The organism is Sphingomonas aurea (assembly GCF_030678875.1).
Lineage (GTDB): Bacteria > Pseudomonadota > Alphaproteobacteria > Sphingomonadales > Sphingomonadaceae > Sphingomonas > Sphingomonas aurea.
On the sequence record NZ_JAUUDS010000003.1, the window covers coordinates 43,908 to 59,162 of the forward strand.

A 15,255-nucleotide genomic window follows, 5' to 3' on the forward strand; every position below is an offset into this window, starting at 1 on the left:
TAGCAGTTATCTGCGCATGACCGAATGGCATTTCTACGAGCCCGCCGCCGGGCACCGGCTGGCCCATGATCCCCTGAACGCGATCGTCGCACCGCGGCCGATCGGCTGGATCTCGACCGTGTCACCGGGGGGACAGCGCAACCTGGCGCCGTACAGCTTCTTCAACCTCATCAGCTACACACCGCCGCTGATCGCCTTCTCGTCCTCGGGGTGGAAGGACACCATCGCCAATATCGAGGCAACCGGCGAGTTCGTCTGGAACCTCGCCACCCGGCCGCTGGCCGAGGCGATGAACGCGACCTCGGCGACGACCGGAGAGGACGAGTTCGCGCTGGCCGGGCTGGAGCCCGCCCCTTCGCGGCTGGTCGTACCGCCGCGGGTGGCGGCAAGCCCGGTCGCGTTCGAGTGCCGGCTGACCCAGCTGATCCGCCTCCAGACCAAAGAGGGCGAGCCGATCGACCAGTGGCTGGCGATCGGCGAGGCGGTCGGCATCCATATCGACACCGCGCTGCTCGAAGACGGCGTCTACCAGACCGCCCGCGCCCGCCCCATCTCCCGCGGCGGCGGACCCGCCGATTATTTCGAGGCGACCGAAGACACACGCTTCCTGATGCGTCGGCCGAGATAAGATCGTCCTAGCCTCTCCCGTCATCCCCGCGGAGGCGGGGATCCAGACACGCTGGCCCCCCGGCAGGAAGAGCCACGTCAGCGGCTATGGATTCCCGCCTTCGCGGCAATGACGAGGTTCTGCGCCCTCAATACGCCCGCGCGAAGAACACCGCCGTCGTCGCCGCGGTCACCAGCAGCGTCCACCAGCGCACCGCCGCCGCCGGCAGCCGCTTGCCGATCACCGCGCCCAGCCAGCCGCCGAGCAGCCCGCCCGCGATCATCGGCACGCACGCGTCCCAGCGGATCATGCCCATCGCGACGAAAACGATCGCCGCGGCGAAATTGGCGGTTGCCAGCATCAGCGTGCGCGGCGCGAACATGCTGCGCGGCGTCTCGCCCGCCAGCAATCCATAGGTCGCCGTGGTCATGATCCCGACCCCGCCGCCGAAATAGCCGCCATAGGTGCCGAGCACGGCCTGAGCGACCAGCAACGTCGCCCGTCCGATCGTCACCCGGTGACTCAGCCACGCCGCGATCCGCGGCCCGAACGCGATCGCCAGGAACGCGATCAGCAACAGCCACGGCACGATCAGGTCGAACGCGTGGCTGGGTGTGACCACCAGCAGCGCGCTGCCCGCCAGCCCGCCCGCAAAGGTGATCGCCGCCAGCAGCCGCACCGGCACGCCGCCCACCGGCTTCAGCTCGTCGCGGAACGCCCAGGCGCTGGTCGCCGCGCCCGGCATCAGCGCCAGGTTCGACGTCGCATTGGCGATATTGGCCGGCGTGCCCAGCGCCAGCAGCGCCGGCATGGTGGCGAAGGTGCCGCCGCCCGCCAGCGCGTTCATCGCCCCGCCCAGCACGCCCGCCCCCGCTGCCAGCGCGAGCGTCGGCAGGTCAGGCAAGCGCGGCGGCCGCTTCGCGGTCCAGCTCGGCGCGGCTCTTTTTCTCGGCGGCGGTCTTCAGCTGGCCGCACGCCGCATCGATGTCGCGCCCGCGCGGCGTGCGGACGGGTGCGGAGATGCCGCCTTCGAACACGATATCGCTGAACCGGCGGACCCGCTCCGGCGTCGAGCACTCGTACGCCGCACCCGGCCAGGGATTGAACGGGATCAGATTGACCTTGGCCGGCAGCTTGTAGTGGCGCAGCAGCCGGACGAGTTCGTGCGCGTCCGCGTCCGAATCGTTCTTGTCCTTCAGCATCACATACTCGAACGTGATGCGCCGCGCGTTGTTGGCACCCGGGTAGTCCGCGCACGCCTGCAACAGCTGCTCGATCCCGTACTTGCGGTTCAGCGGCACGATCTCGTCGCGCACTTCCTTGGTCACCGCGTGGAGCGAGACGGCCAGGTTGACGCCGATCTCTTCGCCGGCGCGCGCCATCATCGGCACCACGCCGCTGGTCGACAGGGTGATGCGCCGCTTCGACAAGGCGAGTCCGTCGCCGTCCATTACCAGTTTCAGCGCGTCGCGAACATGCTCGAAATTATACAGCGGCTCGCCCATCCCCATCATGACGATGTTGGTCAGCAGCCGCCCCTCGGGCTGCGATGGCCACTCGCCCAGCGCGTCGCGCGCCAGCATCACCTGGCCGACGATCTCGCCCGCGGTCAGGTTGCGGACCAGCCGCATCGTGCCGGTGTGGCAGAAGGTGCAGTTCAGCGTACAGCCGACCTGGCTCGACACGCACAGGGTGCCGCGATCGGCGTCGGGGATGAACACCGCCTCGTAATCCTGCCCGTCGGGCGAGCGGAGCAGCCATTTGCGGGTGCCGTCGGTCGACACCTGCGCCTCGACCACTTCCGGCCGGCCGACGACGAAGCGCTCCGCCAGCCACGGATGCTGCGCCTTGGCGATGTCGGTCATCTGCGCGAACTCGGTCGCGCCGCGGTTGTAGAGCCAGTGCCAGATCTGCTTGGCGCGCAGCTTCGCCTGGCGCAGCTCCATGCCGGCATCGAGCAGCGTCTGGCGCAGCTGGTCCTTGGACAGGCCGATCAGGTCGATCCGCCCGTCGGGGCGTGCGGCCACCGTCGCGCGCGGCACCGGCACGGGATCGACGTGCCCGGGGATGGGCATCAGGTTCGCGGCTGTCTGCATCGCGGGCACATAGCGCGAAGCGGGCGCTTTTTCTACCCTTCCGAACCCGGCTTTACCTTAGCGCCGCACAGGCCAGCGTCGCGGCGTCGATCGCCGTCGCGGCACCGGCAAGGGCGTAGCTGTCGGCAAAGGGATGGCCGCCCTGCCCGACCGCCTCGACGCTCATGCTGCGGCCGTCGCGCAGCGCGGCGACGATGGCGCGGTCGCTGGCCGCGTCGGCGGCGAAGGCGTCGGCGCCGGTCGCGGTCAGGCGAAAGCGGCGCTCGCCGACGCTCAGCGTCACCGGCTGGTCGGGCTGGACCGGATGGCTGAGCCGGACGTGGAGCGAGGCGCGCAGGGACTTGGCCGGCCAGGTCGCGACGGCGGCAAACGGCTGGCCGGACCGGACCCGACCTTGCGGCTGGGCAATGGCATAGCAGCGCTCCGGATCGCGGAACGCCGCCCAGCCGCGATAGACGCCCAGCGTATCCCGCGCGGCGACCGGCGCCATCGCCAGCATCGCGGCGCATCCGCCGATCGCCCATCTCGCCCCGCCCGTCATCGCGGCGGATTGTCCCGACTGGCGACGGGATGCAATGCGAAACCCGTAAAGCCGGTGTTTACCACTGACAGGCGACGAGGCCGCCCTTGCCCGGCGTCCTGTTTCGGGTAGGACAGTACACCAACAGATTGGCCGGAATCGGGCCGGGGGATTCGCGAGAACATGAAGGCGACGATCGAACGCGCGACGCTGCTGAAGGGCCTGAGCCACGTCCAGTCGGTGGTTGAGCGGCGCAACACCATCCCCATCCTCTCCAACGTCCTGATCGAGGCGACGGCGGAGGGCGCGCTGAAGCTGATGGCGACCGATCTCGATCTCCAGATCAACGAATCGGTCGCCGCCGCGGTCGACCAGCCGGGCTCGACCACCGTGTCGGCGCATACGCTGTTCGACATCGCCCGGAAACTGCCGGAGGGCGCGCAGGTCCAGCTGACTGCGGCCGAGGGGCGGATGACGATCGTCGCCGGCCGCGCCCGCTTCTCGCTCGGCACGCTGCCGCGCGACGACTTCCCGGTGATCGCCGAGGGCGAGTTGCCGACCCAGTTCGAGCTGCCGGCCGAGACGCTGAAGCAGATCATCGACAAGACGCGCTTCGCCATCTCGACCGAGGAGACGCGCTATTATCTGAACGGCATCTTCCTGCACGTCGCCAATGCCGACGGCTCGGATCCGGTGCTCAAGGCCGCGGCGACCGATGGTCACCGGCTGGCCCGTGTCACCCTGCCCCGGCCTGAGGGCGCCGAGGGAATGCCCGACGTGATCGTGCCGCGCAAATGCGTGGCGGAACTGCGCAAGCTGCTCGACGAGGTCGACGGCTCGGTCGGGGTGTCGCTGTCGGGTACCAAGATCCGTTTCGACCTGGGCCGCGCGATCCTGACCTCGAAGCTGATCGACGGCACCTTCCCCGATTACTCGCGCGTCATCCCGACCGGCAACGACAAGATCCTCAAGCTCGATCCCAAGAGCTTCATGCAGGGCGTCGACCGCGTCTCGACCATCGCGACCGAGAAGACCCGCGCGGTGAAGATGGCGCTCGACCGGGATCGGATTACCCTGTCGGTAACCAGCCCCGAAAACGGCACCGCCGCCGAGGAAGTCCCAGGCGACTATGCCGCCGCGGCGTTCGAGATCGGCTTCAACAGTCGTTATCTGATGGATATTTTGGGCCAGATCGACGGTGACAGCGTCGAAGTCCACCTCGCTGACGCGGCCGCGCCGACGCTGATTCGCGAAAACGACAAGAGCCCGGCGCTGTATGTGCTGATGCCGATGCGGGTGTGATTGCGGCATTGCCTCCATGCGCCTAGCATTGCCGGCGAAGGACTTTGTCATGGATGCCTATTCACTGTCGGATGCGGATGCCCGCCTGAACGACCTTGTTGACCGCGCGGCAGCGGGCGAACGCGTAGAGATCGAGCGAGGGGGACGCATCGTCGCCCGAGTGATACCGGCTGGCATCGAGGCTGCCGCCGAAACGCGAGGCTTTGACTGGAGAGCGTATTTCGAGTCGATCAAGCATTTCCCCTTCGATCCGACGAACAGCGTCGTCGAAATGCGGAAGGAAGCTCGGTACTAGTGATCTATTGCGACACGTCGCTGCTGGTGTCGGTTCTCTTACCCGAAGCAACCAGCCCAGCCGCCCGTGCTTGGTATTTCACTTCGAGTCGCGCCCGATGCGGCGTCAGCCCGTGGACGATCACGGAGGTGGCGAGCGCGCTGGCCCGCAAGCATCGCAATGGTTTGCTGGACGACGCTCAGCGGCAGATCGTTGAGCATGGCTGGTCGGCGATGCAGGCCGAACTTGACCAACTGCCGATCGGGCAAAGGCATTTCCGCCAAGCTGCGGCGTTGGTCGACGTGGCTCCCCGCGGACTTCGATCAGGTGACGCCCTGCATCTGGCATCGCGATCGACCAAGGATGCCAGCTTGCCACCTTTGATCGCGATCTCGGCGATGCGGCGCGGGAGCGCGGCATCGTCGTGCATCCTGTCTAAGTCTTGATCGCCCGCCTCACCCTCACCAATTTCCGCAACCATCCCGCGCTGACGTTGCAGCCCGGCAGCGGCTTCGTCGTGCTCACCGGCGACAACGGGGCGGGCAAGACCAACATCTTGGAGGCCGTGTCGATGCTCGCGCCCGGGCGCGGGCTGCGACGGGCGGCTTTGTCGGCGATGGCACAACAGGCTGGGCCGGGTGGTTGGGGCGTTGCCGCCTCCCTGGCCGACGCGGTCGAACTGGCGACCGGCACCCTCGCTCCCGCACCGGAGCGGCGGGTGGTGCGGGTGCAGGGCGCGACCGCCAGCGCGACGACACTGCCCGAGTGGCTGACGGTGCTGTGGCTGACCCCTGCGATGGACCGGCTGTTCACCGCCGCGGCGAGCGAGCGGCGGCGCTTCCTCGACCGGCTGACGCTGGCGCTCGCCCCCACCCACGCGCTCCACGCCACCCGCTACGAGGCGGCGATGCGCGAGCGGAACCGGCTGCTGGCTGGGGAGCGCGCCGATCCCGAATGGCTGTCGGCGCTGGAGGGGCGGATGGTCGAGCATGGCGTGGCGCTCGACGCCGCGCGGGTCGCGACCGTCACGGCATTGGCCGCGCGGCTGGCCGATGTTCCAGCGGGACCGTTCGCGCGGGCGGGTCTGGCACTGACCGGCGAAGCGGTCGATCCGGAAGGATTCACCCGTGCGCTCGCGCTGGGGCGACGGCGGGACGCGATGGCGGGGCGCACGCTCGACGGGCCGCACCGCGCCGATCTGGCGGTGACCCATCTCGACAAGGGACAGGCCGCCGCCCTCGCCTCGACCGGCGAGCAGAAGGCGCTGCTGCTCGGCATCGTCCTCGCCCATGCCGAACTGGTCGCGGATCGTACCGGCCGCGCGCCGGTACTGCTGCTCGACGAGGTCGCTGCACACCTCGACCCCGTCCGTCGCGCCGCCCTGTTCGCGCGGCTCGCCGGACGAGGCCAGGTGTGGATGACCGGCACGGAACCCGATCTGTTCGCCGATGCGGGTCAGGCGACCCGCATCACGATCGGGTGACTCAGCGGCAGCTCTGGTTGCGATCGATCTCGCGACCGGCCAGCGCACCGACGCCGGCGCCGACGATCAGCCCGGTCGTGCTCGGCGCATTGTAGCGCCCGCCGCGTCCGATCTCGCGACCGAGCAGCCCGCCGACCACCGCGCCCAGCACGCCGCCGGTCGTGCCGGAGCTGCACCGCACACCGCGATAGTTGCGGCGATTGTCGTAATAGCGGCGCTGGTCGTAGCCGCCGCGATCGTTGTAATAGCCGCGACGATCATCATAGCGGCGATCATAGTCGCGCCGATCGTCGTAATGCCGGTCGTAGCGATCGCCGTACCCATAGCCGTAGCCATAGTCCTGCGCGACCGCCGGCACCGCGGCGACACTGGTGATCGCCACGCCGGCGACCGCGATCATTCTCGTGACAGTCTTCATCATCGATCGTCTCCTGTGGCGATACTGCGATAAAGACCTTCTGCCCGATTCGCTGTTGAACGATGCTGAACCGGTCTGGCAGCATACGTTCAGGTCGCCGGCGCACCGGGAACCGGGCATTTCGCTTTCGTTTCGGGGGCGCGGTCCTTATATGATCGGCATGGCATCCAACCCCAATTCCAACGAGTACGGCGCTTCTTCGATCAAGGTGCTGAAGGGTCTCGACGCGGTTCGCAAGCGGCCGGGTATGTATATCGGCGATACCGACGACGGATCGGGCCTGCACCACATGGTGTTCGAGGTCAGCGACAATGCCATCGACGAGGCGTTGGCGGGGCATTGTGACCGCATCGATATCCAGCTGAACCCCGATGGTTCGGTCAGCGTCACCGACAATGGCCGCGGCATCCCGACCGGCATCCACCCCGAAGAGGGCGTGTCGGCGGCCGAGGTCATCATGACCCAGCTGCACGCCGGCGGAAAGTTCGAGAACACGTCGGACGACAATGCCTACAAGGTGTCGGGCGGCCTCCACGGCGTCGGCGTGTCGGTGGTCAACGCGCTCTCCGAGCATCTCGACCTGACGATCTGGCGCGACGGGGAGGAGCATTACATGCGCTTCGCGCACGGCGATGCGGTCGCCCCGCTGAAGGTGGTCGGTGCCGCCGAGGGCAAGAAGGGTACGCGCGTCACCTTCCTGCCCTCCCCCGCCACGTTCAAGATCACCGAGTTCGATTTCGACAAGCTGGAGCATCGCTATCGCGAGCTGGCGTTCCTCAACTCCGGCGTCCGCCTGTTCCTGACCGACGCGCGCCATGACGAGCCGAAGACGGTCGAGCTGTATTACGAAGGCGGCATCGCCGCATTTGTGAAGTGGCTCGATCGCTCCAAGACGCCGCTGTTTCCCGAACCGATCGCCATCCACGGCCAGCGCGACATGATCGGCATGGACGTCGCGCTGGAATGGAACGACAGCTATTACGAGAACGTCCTCGCCTTCACCAACAACATACCGCAGCGCGACGGCGGCACCCACATCGCCGCATTCCGCGCCGCGCTGACCCGCACGCTGAACAATTATGCCGAGAAGTCGGGCCTTCTGAAGAAGGAGAAGGTGACGCTGACCGGCGACGACATGCGCGAAGGATTGACCGCGATCGTCTCGGTCAAGCTGCCCGACCCGAAGTTCAGCAGCCAGACCAAGGACAAGCTCGTCTCGTCCGAGGTCCGCCAGCCGCTCGAGTCGCTGATGGCGGACAAGCTGGCCGAGTGGCTGGAGGAGAACCCGGCGCATGGCCGCGCGATCGTCGGCAAGATCATCGACGCCGCCGCGGCACGCGAGGCGGCCAAGCGCGCGCGTGAGCTGACCCGGCGGAAAGGTGCGATGGACATCGCCTCGCTGCCTGGCAAGCTCGCCGACTGCCAGGAGAAGGACCCGGCCAAGTCCGAGCTGTTCCTGGTCGAGGGCGACTCGGCCGGCGGTTCCGCCAAGCAGGGCCGCGACCGCCATTTCCAGGCGATCCTCCCCCTGCGCGGCAAGATCCTGAACACCGAGCGCGCCCGGTTCGACCGGATGATCTCGTCCAAGGAGATCGGCACGCTGATCCAGGCGATGGGCACCGGCATCGGTCGCGACGAGTTCAACGCCGACAAGCTGCGTTACCACAAGATCGTCATCATGACCGACGCAGACGTCGACGGCGCGCATATCCGCACCCTGCTGCTGACCTTCTTCTACCGTCAGATGCCTGAGCTGATTACCCGCGGGCACCTCTTCATCGCCCAGCCGCCGCTCTACAAGGCGACGAAGGGACGCTCGGAAGTCTATCTGAAGGACGATGCGGCACTCGACGATTATCTGGTCGAGGCTGGGGTCGGCGCGATGGTCTTCGAGACGGTCGGCGGCCCGCGATCGGGTGCCGATCTGAAGGCACTTGCCGATCACGCCCGCCGGATGCGCACGCTGATGCGCTACGTTCCGCGGCGCTATGATGCGGGCATCATCGAGGTGCTGGCGCTGGCCGGTGCGCTCGATCCGGCGCTCGACCGCGACGGGCGGCAGGCGCGCGTCGCCGAGGTGACGCACCGGCTCGACGCGGGTGACGGCGAGGGTCGCTGGAGCGCGCGACTGACAGAGGATGGCGGCATTCATTTCGAGCGGCTGTGGCGCGGCGTGACCGACCACCACATCGTCGAGGCGAGCTTCATCTCCTCGGGCGAGGCGCGCAAGCTGCACAGCCTCGCCGCGCTGGAGGCGGACAGCTTCGCCCAGGCCGGCAAGCTGGTCCGCGCCGGCACCCAAGGCGCCGCCGAACCGGAGGAGGACGCCGCTACCGAGGGTAATGAGGAGGACGGCACCGCCCCCGCGCCGAACGCCCCAGCCGCCGGCAAGTCTCGCGGCGAGACGCTGGTCGCCCGCCCGTCGCAGTTGCTCGACGCAATCCTCGCGGCCGGGCGCAAGGGGCTGGCGATCCAGCGCTACAAGGGGCTGGGCGAGATGAACGCCGAACAGCTGTGGGAAACCACGCTCGATCCCGCCAATCGCTCGATGCTGCGCGTGACCAGCGAGGACGTGTCGGCCGCCGACATGATCTTCACCCAGCTGATGGGCGAGGTGGTCGAGCCGCGGCGCGAGTTCATTCAGGACAATGCGCTGAACGTCGCCAATCTCGACGTCTGACCCGGTGCTGACCTTCGGCCTCGACACGTTCGGCGACGTGACCGAGCGGGACGGCGTGCCAGTCCATCCGGCGCAGGCGATCCGCGACGTGGTCGAAGAGGGTGTGCTGGCCGATGCGGTCGGCGTCGATTTTTTCGGGATCGGCGAGCATCATCGCGACGACTTCGCCGTCTCTGCGCCGGAGCCGGTGCTGGCGGCGATCGCGGCGCGGACTGAGCGCATCCGGCTGGGATCGGCGGTGACGGTGCTGTCTTCGGACGATCCGGTTCGCGTCTACCAGCGCTTCGCCACGCTCGATGCGCTGTCGAACGGACGGGCCGAGGTGATCCTGGGGCGAGGCTCCTTCACGGAGAGCTTCCCGCTGTTCGGCTATCCGCTTGACCAGTATGAGCGGCTGTTCGACGAGAAGCTGAACCTGTTCTCCGCGCTGCGCACGCAAGAGCGGGTGACGTGGCGGGGCAGCGTGCGACCGGCGCTGGCGGAGCAGCCGGTCTACCCACCGCTGGAACACGGACCGCTCACCACCTGGGTCGGCGTCGGCGGCAGTCCGCAGTCGGTCGTGCGGGCGGCCCATTACGGGCTGCCGATGCTGCTCGCGATCATCGGCGGCGATCCGGCGCGCTTTCGCCCCTATGTCGATCTCTACGCCCGCGCGCTGACCGAACGCGGGCAGGCGCCGCAGCCGGTCGGCGTACACTCCCCGGGCTATGTCGGGGCCGACGATCCGTCGGCGCGGGAGGAGTTCTTTCCCGACTACAAGCGGATGCACGATCGGATCGGTGCAACCCGCGGCTGGCCGCCCTTCACCCGCGCGCAGTTCGATGCGGAGGTGGACAGCGGCTCGCTCTATGTCGGATCGCCGGACACGGTCGCGCGCAAGATCGCCGCGACGGTGAAGGTGCTAGGACTCGCGCGCTTCCAGCTGAAATACAGTGCTGGTCCGCTGTCGCACGACCGGCTGATGGGCTGCATCGAACGCTATGGCCGCGAAGTCATCCCGCGCGTGCGCGAGTTGGTGGGAGGCTGAGCGTCTCCCCTCCCCTTCAGGGGAGGGGTCTGGGGTGGGGGTCGCCGCGAACACATCGCTCCGGGGAAGGCCCCACCCCAACCCTTCCCTGAAGGAGCGGGCTATTACCGGCGGATTACAGCAGCAACTCCTGCGGCGTCATCCGCCCCACATGCCCGCCGCCGCGTCGCCGCGCCATCTCCGTCTCCGCCGTGAAGCGAATGTCGGGATCGCGGTCGGTCAGGAAGCCGATCAGGCTCTCCTCCTCGATCTCGCGCCATTCCTTGCCGCGATCGGGGCCATAGCGGACGCGGGGCAGCAGGCCGGGTTCGGAGGACCACTGGATCAGCTGCTCGACGCTCGCCTCGTTCAGCTGGTCGCGCAGATGGTGCGCCGTCACATAGGCGTCTGGGAAAGCCCGATGCGCCGGAAGCCCGCGCTCATGCTCCAGCCCCTCGGGATTGCGCCAGTAGCGCAGCACCTGGTTGGAGAAGCTGGGGCTGTCCGGCCACAGGCGGAGCGCGCACTTCCAGGTGCAGATCCACTTGGCGCCGTGGGTCAGCGAGGGTGTGCAGAACTGCTCCTCGAATGCCGCCCGGTGCGCCGCCAGCGCGACGCGGCGCGGCCAGGGATCGAGCACCGGCCGCGCCACATCGTGCCACCAGCGTGCCTCGGCCACGTCCTCGTCGCGGATATGGTGGATCGCCATGGTGATTGGCGGGATCGGGCGGCCGGGATTGACCATGATGTTGCCGCCCTCGCCGTACAGCTCCCAGCGGCCATCCTTGCCCAGCGCCACGTCCTGCCAGCCGACCTCCAGCACCGCGTGGGCGGGGGGCGCGTTGCCGGTGGTTTCCAGGTCGATGACGCGGACGATGGTGGGTTGGGGTGCAGGAGGCATCGGTTGCTATCTGGGGCCAAACGCGCCGGATTGCGAGGGTATCAGCGCACCACGCCGCTCGCTGCGAGCTGCGCGTCGACGATGGCGAGCAGCCGATCGAGCCCGGCCTGATCCTGCGCCTCGGCGCGAACCGTCACCGCGGCTTGCGTGTTCGACACGCGCAGCAGCCACCACCCGTCCGCCTCGCGCACCCGGACGCCGTCGGTGGCGTCGACCGTGGCACCCGCCTCGGCGAGCCGTGCGGCGATTTCGGCGACCACGGCGTGCTTGCGGTACTCGGGCACCGGAATGCGCAGGTCGGGGGTGGCGACGCGTGCGGCCATCGTGTCGCGCAACTCGGTCAGCGAGTGGCCTGACAGGTGGATCGCACGGATCAGCCGCACCGCCGCGTAGAGCGCGTCGTCGAACCCGTAATAATCCTGCCCGAAGAAGATATGCCCCGACATCTCACCCGCCAGCGGTGCGCCGGTTCGCAGCATGTCCGCCTTGATCGCGCTATGCCCCGTGCGCGCCATCAGCGGGTTGCCGCCAAGTTCGCGGATACGGTCGAACAGCGCCTGGCTGGCCTTCACATCGGCGATGATCGTCGCGCCGGGTAGTTCGCGCAGCAGCGGTTCGGCGAGCAGCTGGAGGATCTCGTCACCATGGATCACCCTGCCCCGGCCGTCGATCGCCCCGATCCGGTCGCCATCGCCGTCGAACGCCAGACCGAAATCCAGCCGCTTCTCCGCCACCAGCGCGCGCAGGTCGGCGAGATTCGCTTCCTCCGTCGGATCGGGATGGTGATGGGGAAAGCGGCCATCAGGCTCGGTGAAGAGCAGGTGATGCTCTCCGGGCAGCTGGCGCACCAGCCGCTCGACCGCCGGGCCGGCCGCACCGCTGCCGCAGTCCCAGCCGATCCTGTACGTACCGCCAGCATAGCCCGCCATCAGCCGCGCGACATAGTCGTCCACCACGTCCGCGTCGGCGACCGCGCCTGCCCCCTCGCTCCAGTCGCCCGCCGCCGCCAGCGTCGCGAGCGTGCCGATGTCCTCGCCCCAGAAGGATGTATGGCCCATCACCATCTTGAAGCCATTGTCGTCGGGCGGATTATGGCTGCCGGTCACCTGGATGCCGCCATCGACCTCCAGCACCGCCTCGGCGAAATAAAGCATCGGCGACGGTCCCAGCCCGATGCGGACCACGTCCACCCCGCCCATCGCCAGGCCGCGCACCAGTGCCTCGGCCAGCATCGGCGAGGACAGCCGACCGTCCTGCCCGACCGCGACGCGCCGTCCGCCGTTCCGCCGCAGCAGCGTCGCGAAGCTCCGCCCGAGCGCCCAGGCATCGTCGGCGGACAGGGTGCGGCCAACGGTGCCGCGAACGTCATATTCGCGCAGGATGTCGGGGTGGAAGCGGTGCGTCATGGGCAGACTGTCGAGGCAGACCAGGCTTTGCGCGAAACACGCTTCGTCATGCCGGGCTTGTCCCGGCATCCACCTCACCGCCAATGCCGAAGCCGAACCTCTTGCAGAGCCGTGGATGCCGGGACGAGCCCGGCATGACGGAGCAGGACGCATTCACCGGCGTGGCGATATGATCCCTCACCGGTCGAGAAGCAGGTCGCGTGCGGCGTTGATGCGCCGGGCGAGCGCCTCCGATCCACCGCGATCGGGATGGACCCCGGTCAACAGCCGACGGTGCGCCGCGCGGATCGCCTCGTCGTCGGACCCGGGTGCGATGCCCAGCGTCGCATAGGCGTCCGTGCGCTCGCGGGCGGCGCGATCCGCCGTTCGCTCCCGATCACCGGCGATCCGGCGCTTGCCGCTCGGCTTCAGATAGGTCCACGCCGCCCAGATCAGCAAGGCGGCGACAATCCACTTCACGCCGCGACTCCGGTTCGCTCGCGTGGCTGCTCGGTGCCCGGCTCGGGCAGTTGCAGACCGGCCATCATTTCGCGCAGCTCCTGCCGCGCCGCGACATGGGCGAGGCCCATCGACCCGAACTCGCGCGCGTCGATCATCGTCAGCCCCTGCGGGAACAGTTCGCGATAGATCACGCGCTCGCCGAGTCCCGGAATGATACGGAAACCGACCCGCTTGGCGAGCTGGCCCAGCGCGTCCGACACCCGGCGCATGTTGCGTGCCTCGACATGCTGCAGGCGGTTGCGCAGCACGACCCAGTCGATCGTCGTGCCATCCGCGCGCGCGCGCTGCTTGCGCGCATCCCAGATCAGCTCCGAATAAAAGGACGGGCGCGTCACCTGGAACGTCTCGGGATGGACATGCCCGATCAGGTCGAAATCGACGAAACTGTCGTTCATCGGCGTGACCAGCGTGTTCGACAGCGTCGCCGCGGTGCGGGCGAAATGGTCGTCGCGACCGGGCGTGTCGACGATCAGGAAGTCGGTATCGGTGGTCAGCGCGTGCCACACCTCCTCGAACCGGTCCTCGCTCTCCCCGTCATGCGTCGCGTGGCGCGGCATGGGCAAGCCCACGCCCTTGCGCCGGATCGTTTCGGCGCGATTGTCGAGATAGCGCCCGGTGGTGCGCTGGCGATGGTCGAGATCGAAGCACGCCACGCGCGCGCCCTTCGCCGCCAGCGCGATCGCGGTGTGGACCGCGGTCGTCGACTTGCCGGTGCCGCCCTTTTCGTTGGCGAAGACGATGATGTGTGGACCGCTCATCCGTTCGCCCGTGTTCCCTGTTGATCCGTTCGGTCACCCTCCATAGAAGCCTCGACCGCATGTTTCGAGGGGGTGTTTTCCCGTGTTGACCGTCCGTGATCTCGCCAGCTTGCGCGAACGACTGGCCGCGTGGCGCAGCGAGGGCGCGCGGATCGCCCTGGTGCCGACAATGGGTGCGCTGCACGCCGGGCACATAGCGCTGGTCGACGCGGCGCGGCGGCCGGGCACGCGGGTGGTCGCATCGATCTTCGTCAACCCGCGACAGTTCGCGCCAAACGAGGATCTGGCCCGCTATCCCCGGCGGGAGGCGGCGGACGCGCGCCTGCTGACCGAGGGGGGCTGCGACCTGCTGTGGATGCCCGACGTGGAGACGATGTACCCGGCCGGCTTCGCCACCACCATCGCGGTTGGCGGAGTTAGCGAGGGGCTGGACGGTGCCGCCCGTCCCGGCCATTTCGATGGGGTGGCGACGGTGGTCACCAAGCTGCTGAACCAGGTACGGCCCGACTGCGCCTATTTCGGCGAAAAGGATTTCCAGCAGCTGGCGGTGATCCGTCGACTGGTTACCGACCTGGACATGGAGGTCGAGATCGTCGGCGTCCCTACCCAGCGCGACGATGACGGGCTCGCCCTGTCATCGCGCAACATCTATCTCGACGAGGCCGAGCGCGCCGGTGCGGTCGCCCTGCCCCGCGCCCTCGGCATCGCCGCTCGCGCGATCGCGCGCGGCGAGGAACCGGCCGCCGTACTCGGCGACGCGCGGGCGGCGCTGGAAGGGGCGGGGTTCGAAGTGGACTATGTCGCGCTCGTCGATGCCGAGACGCTGATCCCCGGCCCCGCCGCCGACCGGCCGCGCCGGCTGCTCGCGGCGGCGAGATTGGGGGCGACTCGACTTATTGATAACGTCGCGGTTGGGTGAACCGCGAACAGGGTTAATCCGGTTAACCACTTGGTAGCGAGAATCGGTCCAGCATGGCCCCAACAGAATTGGGGAATTTGGATGACCGACCGACACACCATGCTGCACTTTCCGATGGAACACCGCATGGCCGATGCCGCGCGCGGCGACGGCGACGCCGCCTATGATCTCGGCATCTGCTACCAGACCGGCACCGCCGGCGTGGCGATCGACCTGATCGAGGCGCACAAATGGTTCAACCTCGCCGCCGTCAGCGGCATGGCCGCCGCGCAGGACGCGCGGGCCGAGGTGGCATCGGCGATGAGTGCGCGGCAGATCGCGACGGCGCAGGCTGCGGCACGGGCCTGGCTGGGATCGCTGCACCAGCGCGCGGCCTGAACCTCA

17 protein-coding genes are annotated in these 15,255 nt (G+C 68.3%); 9 read left to right on the top strand and 8 right to left on the bottom strand.

The window, feature by feature from the left end:
* Nucleotides 1-16: 16 nt before the first annotated feature.
* Complete coding sequence (locus Q5H91_RS08190; RefSeq protein ID WP_305172901.1) at nt 17-628, top strand: flavin reductase family protein; 612 nt, start codon at nt 17-19, stop codon at nt 626-628.
* A 127-nt stretch (nt 629-755) separates the two neighbouring features.
* On the opposite strand, the gene Q5H91_RS08195 is transcribed toward Q5H91_RS08190, so the two are convergent.
* The 3 genes from Q5H91_RS08195 to Q5H91_RS08205 are packed head-to-tail and all read right to left on the bottom strand — an operon-like array spanning nt 756 to nt 3,244.
* The gene (locus tag Q5H91_RS08195; protein WP_305172902.1) at nt 756-1,511 is read right to left on the bottom strand and encodes a sulfite exporter TauE/SafE family protein; all 756 of its coding nucleotides are present in this window, start codon (nt 1,509-1,511) and stop codon (nt 756-758) included.
* Nucleotides 1,504-2,703 (bottom strand): dual-specificity RNA methyltransferase RlmN, encoded by a 1,200-nt coding sequence (gene rlmN, locus Q5H91_RS08200; RefSeq protein WP_305172903.1) that lies wholly within the window; start codon nt 2,701-2,703, stop codon nt 1,504-1,506. The genes Q5H91_RS08195 and rlmN overlap by 8 nt, the downstream gene beginning before the upstream one ends.
* Before the next feature lie 52 nt (nt 2,704-2,755).
* Nucleotides 2,756-3,244: an invasion associated locus B family protein gene (locus tag Q5H91_RS08205; RefSeq protein WP_305172904.1), complete on the bottom strand. Its 489-nt coding sequence runs from the start codon at nt 3,242-3,244 to the stop codon at nt 2,756-2,758.
* Between the two features lie 162 nt (nt 3,245-3,406).
* Between Q5H91_RS08205 and dnaN the strand changes: the two genes are divergently transcribed.
* The 4 genes from dnaN to recF are packed head-to-tail and all read left to right on the top strand — an operon-like array spanning nt 3,407 to nt 6,282.
* Nucleotides 3,407-4,525: a DNA polymerase III subunit beta gene (gene dnaN / locus Q5H91_RS08210; RefSeq protein ID WP_305172905.1), complete on the top strand. Its 1,119-nt coding sequence runs from the start codon at nt 3,407-3,409 to the stop codon at nt 4,523-4,525.
* A 49-nt stretch (nt 4,526-4,574) separates the two neighbouring features.
* Nucleotides 4,575-4,820: a type II toxin-antitoxin system Phd/YefM family antitoxin gene (locus Q5H91_RS08215; protein WP_305172906.1), complete on the top strand. Its 246-nt coding sequence runs from the start codon at nt 4,575-4,577 to the stop codon at nt 4,818-4,820.
* A complete protein-coding gene (locus Q5H91_RS08220) occupies nt 4,820-5,245 on the top strand; it encodes a type II toxin-antitoxin system VapC family toxin (RefSeq protein ID WP_305172907.1) in 426 nt (141 codons plus the stop codon). Before Q5H91_RS08215 ends, Q5H91_RS08220 begins: the two co-directional genes overlap by 1 nt.
* Entirely contained in the window at nt 5,242-6,282 is a 1,041-nt protein-coding gene (recF, locus tag Q5H91_RS08225; protein ID WP_305172908.1) for a DNA replication/repair protein RecF, read from the top strand. The genes Q5H91_RS08220 and recF overlap by 4 nt, the downstream gene beginning before the upstream one ends.
* Nucleotide 6,283: 1 nt before the next feature.
* Here the strand turns inward: recF and Q5H91_RS08230 are convergent, their stop codons facing one another.
* Nucleotides 6,284-6,703 (bottom strand): glycine zipper 2TM domain-containing protein, encoded by a 420-nt coding sequence (locus tag Q5H91_RS08230; protein ID WP_305172909.1) that lies wholly within the window; start codon nt 6,701-6,703, stop codon nt 6,284-6,286.
* Nucleotides 6,704-6,860: 157 nt separating this feature from the next.
* Here Q5H91_RS08230 and gyrB point away from each other — a divergent pair, with 157 nt between their 5' ends.
* Nucleotides 6,861-9,380 (top strand): DNA topoisomerase (ATP-hydrolyzing) subunit B, encoded by a 2,520-nt coding sequence (gene gyrB / locus Q5H91_RS08235; protein ID WP_305172910.1) that lies wholly within the window; start codon nt 6,861-6,863, stop codon nt 9,378-9,380.
* Nucleotides 9,381-9,384: 4 nt separating this feature from the next.
* A complete protein-coding gene (locus Q5H91_RS08240; protein WP_305172911.1) occupies nt 9,385-10,407 on the top strand; it encodes an LLM class flavin-dependent oxidoreductase in 1,023 nt (340 codons plus the stop codon).
* A gap of 115 nt (nt 10,408-10,522) precedes the next feature.
* Here Q5H91_RS08240 and Q5H91_RS08245 read toward each other — a convergent pair whose 3' ends face one another.
* From Q5H91_RS08245 to Q5H91_RS08260, 4 genes are all read right to left on the bottom strand, one after another.
* Nucleotides 10,523-11,287 carry an exonuclease domain-containing protein gene (locus Q5H91_RS08245; RefSeq protein WP_305172912.1) on the bottom strand — a complete coding sequence of 255 codons (765 nt, stop codon included), beginning with the start codon at nt 11,285-11,287 and terminating at the stop codon, nt 10,523-10,525.
* Nucleotides 11,288-11,328: 41 nt separating this feature from the next.
* Nucleotides 11,329-12,693: a phosphoglucomutase/phosphomannomutase PgmG gene (pgmG, locus tag Q5H91_RS08250; RefSeq protein ID WP_305172914.1), complete on the bottom strand. Its 1,365-nt coding sequence runs from the start codon at nt 12,691-12,693 to the stop codon at nt 11,329-11,331.
* A gap of 177 nt (nt 12,694-12,870) precedes the next feature.
* Nucleotides 12,871-13,152, bottom strand: a complete 282-nt coding sequence (locus tag Q5H91_RS08255; protein ID WP_305172915.1) for a DnaJ domain-containing protein — start codon at nt 13,150-13,152, stop codon at nt 12,871-12,873.
* Entirely contained in the window at nt 13,149-13,952 is an 804-nt protein-coding gene (locus Q5H91_RS08260) for a division plane positioning ATPase MipZ (RefSeq protein ID WP_305172916.1), read from the bottom strand. Before Q5H91_RS08260 ends, Q5H91_RS08255 begins: the two co-directional genes overlap by 4 nt.
* Before the next feature lie 82 nt (nt 13,953-14,034).
* On the opposite strand from Q5H91_RS08260, the gene panC reads away from it, so the two are divergent.
* Nucleotides 14,035-14,871 (top strand): pantoate--beta-alanine ligase, encoded by an 837-nt coding sequence (gene panC / locus Q5H91_RS08265; RefSeq protein ID WP_305172917.1) that lies wholly within the window; start codon nt 14,035-14,037, stop codon nt 14,869-14,871.
* An 81-nt stretch (nt 14,872-14,952) separates the two neighbouring features.
* Nucleotides 14,953-15,249 (top strand): SEL1-like repeat protein, encoded by a 297-nt coding sequence (locus Q5H91_RS08270; RefSeq protein ID WP_305172918.1) that lies wholly within the window; start codon nt 14,953-14,955, stop codon nt 15,247-15,249.
* Nucleotides 15,250-15,255: the final 6 nt, after the last annotated feature.

Coding starts and splice junctions, on each gene's coding strand:
- Q5H91_RS08190 (WP_305172901.1), top strand. CDS start 17: ATGACCGAATGGCATTTCTACGAGCCCGCCGCCGGGCACCGGCTGGCC.
- rlmN (WP_305172903.1), bottom strand. CDS start 2,703: ATGCAGACAGCCGCGAACCTGATGCCCATCCCCGGGCACGTCGATCCC.
- Q5H91_RS08205 (WP_305172904.1), bottom strand. CDS start 3,244: ATGACGGGCGGGGCGAGATGGGCGATCGGCGGATGCGCCGCGATGCTG.
- dnaN (WP_305172905.1), top strand. CDS start 3,407: ATGAAGGCGACGATCGAACGCGCGACGCTGCTGAAGGGCCTGAGCCAC.
- Q5H91_RS08215 (WP_305172906.1), top strand. CDS start 4,575: ATGGATGCCTATTCACTGTCGGATGCGGATGCCCGCCTGAACGACCTT.
- Q5H91_RS08230 (WP_305172909.1), bottom strand. CDS start 6,703: ATGATGAAGACTGTCACGAGAATGATCGCGGTCGCCGGCGTGGCGATC.
- gyrB (WP_305172910.1), top strand. CDS start 6,861: ATGGCATCCAACCCCAATTCCAACGAGTACGGCGCTTCTTCGATCAAG.
- Q5H91_RS08245 (WP_305172912.1), bottom strand. CDS start 11,287: ATGCCTCCTGCACCCCAACCCACCATCGTCCGCGTCATCGACCTGGAA.
- pgmG (WP_305172914.1), bottom strand. CDS start 12,693: ATGACGCACCGCTTCCACCCCGACATCCTGCGCGAATATGACGTTCGC.
- Q5H91_RS08260 (WP_305172916.1), bottom strand. CDS start 13,952: ATGAGCGGTCCACACATCATCGTCTTCGCCAACGAAAAGGGCGGCACC.
- Q5H91_RS08270 (WP_305172918.1), top strand. CDS start 14,953: ATGACCGACCGACACACCATGCTGCACTTTCCGATGGAACACCGCATG.